Here is a 1,389-nt window from a genome sequence, read left to right as displayed (position 1 = left end):
TGGGGAAGTCACACAGAAACTAACGTGATGGGGTAAGCGATAGTCTCTAGAACCAGTGGGAATGAGATTGGGGGTATCAGCCAGTTGGTCAAACATGCGATCGCGTAATCGAATTAACCGAGGTGTCTCTTTTAGCATTTGCACTGCTGCTAGTTCTGCCGCCATGCCAAACCCAGCAATCAGTGGCACCGCCTGGGTTCCAGACCTCAATCGGGATTCTTGTCCACCACCGGATATCAGGGGCACTAACTCCACATCAGGGCGGATATACAGTGCCCCTGATCCCATTGGACCATAAATTTTGTGACTGGAAATCGACAGCAAATCCACCGGTAGTTGTTGAACATCGATCGATAGCCGTCCTGCTACTTGAACTGCATCGGTATGAAACAATACACCTTGTTCACGAGCAATTTGTCCGAGTTCATCAATAGGTTGGAGCGTACCTACTTCACTTTGACCGTAGATGACGGAGACTAAAACTGTATTTGCCTGTAGCGCAGCTTTTAAATCACCGGGATTGACCATTCCCAGAGAATCCACTGGTAGCCTAGTCACTTGCCAACCCCACTGCTCCAACCAGGCCACTGGTTGAGCGATTGCAGAATGCTCTACACTAGAAATAATGATATGCTGGGGTTTCTTGTAGGCTTGGGCAACCCCCATCACCGCCAAATTATCCGCCTCAGTACCGCCAGAGGTAAATATAATCGATTCTGCTGGTGCATTGATTAACCTAGCCACCTGCATTCTTGCTCGTTCCAGTACAATAGCCGCTCGCTGACCCCACTGGTGTAAGCTAGATGGGTTACCCCACTGCTGGGCAAGGACATCTTGCATAGTTTTAATGACTTCTGAGCGTGGTGGTGTGTTGGCGCTATAGTCCAGATAAATTTGCATGGGTTTTCAGGCAACCAGCTATCTCTACCTTCAGCATATAACCTTTCCAGGTCTCTCTCAAACTGATGACTAATAACTGATGATTAATAACTGATGAATAATAACTGATGAATAACAACTAACCACCTGGTTTGCCAACGTTATAATCCTCGTGGGACAAAACTGCGTGAGGAACCAATAAGCTACCCTGGTCGTGACAAATCATTCGGTAGTTGCGAGTTACAGGAATACTAATGATCCAGCGGTTGTGGCGCAGCCGCTTGCCACCAAATTCTCTGTAATCTTGGTGATTCTCCAAACCAGCAATTATCCCACGGGCTTTGACAACCACATGGGTAGGAAGGTTTTTTAAGTCAATGGGATCATCTTCAAAACTAGACTCCCACTGCTGTTTTTGCTGTTTTTTCTCTTCCCGTGCTCGGTTTTTTTGATCACATCGGTGGCATGTTTTACCATACCCCTTGTGGCCACACGGGAATGTTTTCTTTC

At 47.1% G+C, this 1,389-nt stretch carries 2 protein-coding genes; both read right to left on the bottom strand.

Translation table 11 applies throughout. The annotated features are described in order from the left end of the window. On the bottom strand, positions 1 to 900 hold a 900-nt coding region (locus tag F6K49_RS49320; RefSeq protein ID WP_293110067.1), incomplete at its 3' end, for a cysteine desulfurase family protein. Positions 901 to 1,018: 118 nt separating this feature from the next. Then, positions 1,019 to 1,389, bottom strand: a 371-nt coding sequence (locus tag F6K49_RS49315; protein ID WP_293110065.1) for a hypothetical protein, incomplete at its 5' end; no start/stop codon positions are given.

Source organism: Moorena sp. SIO3I6, assembly GCF_010672095.1.
The sequence above is the reverse complement of the archived record's forward strand: the minus strand, read 5'-3'. Positions and strand labels throughout refer to the sequence as shown.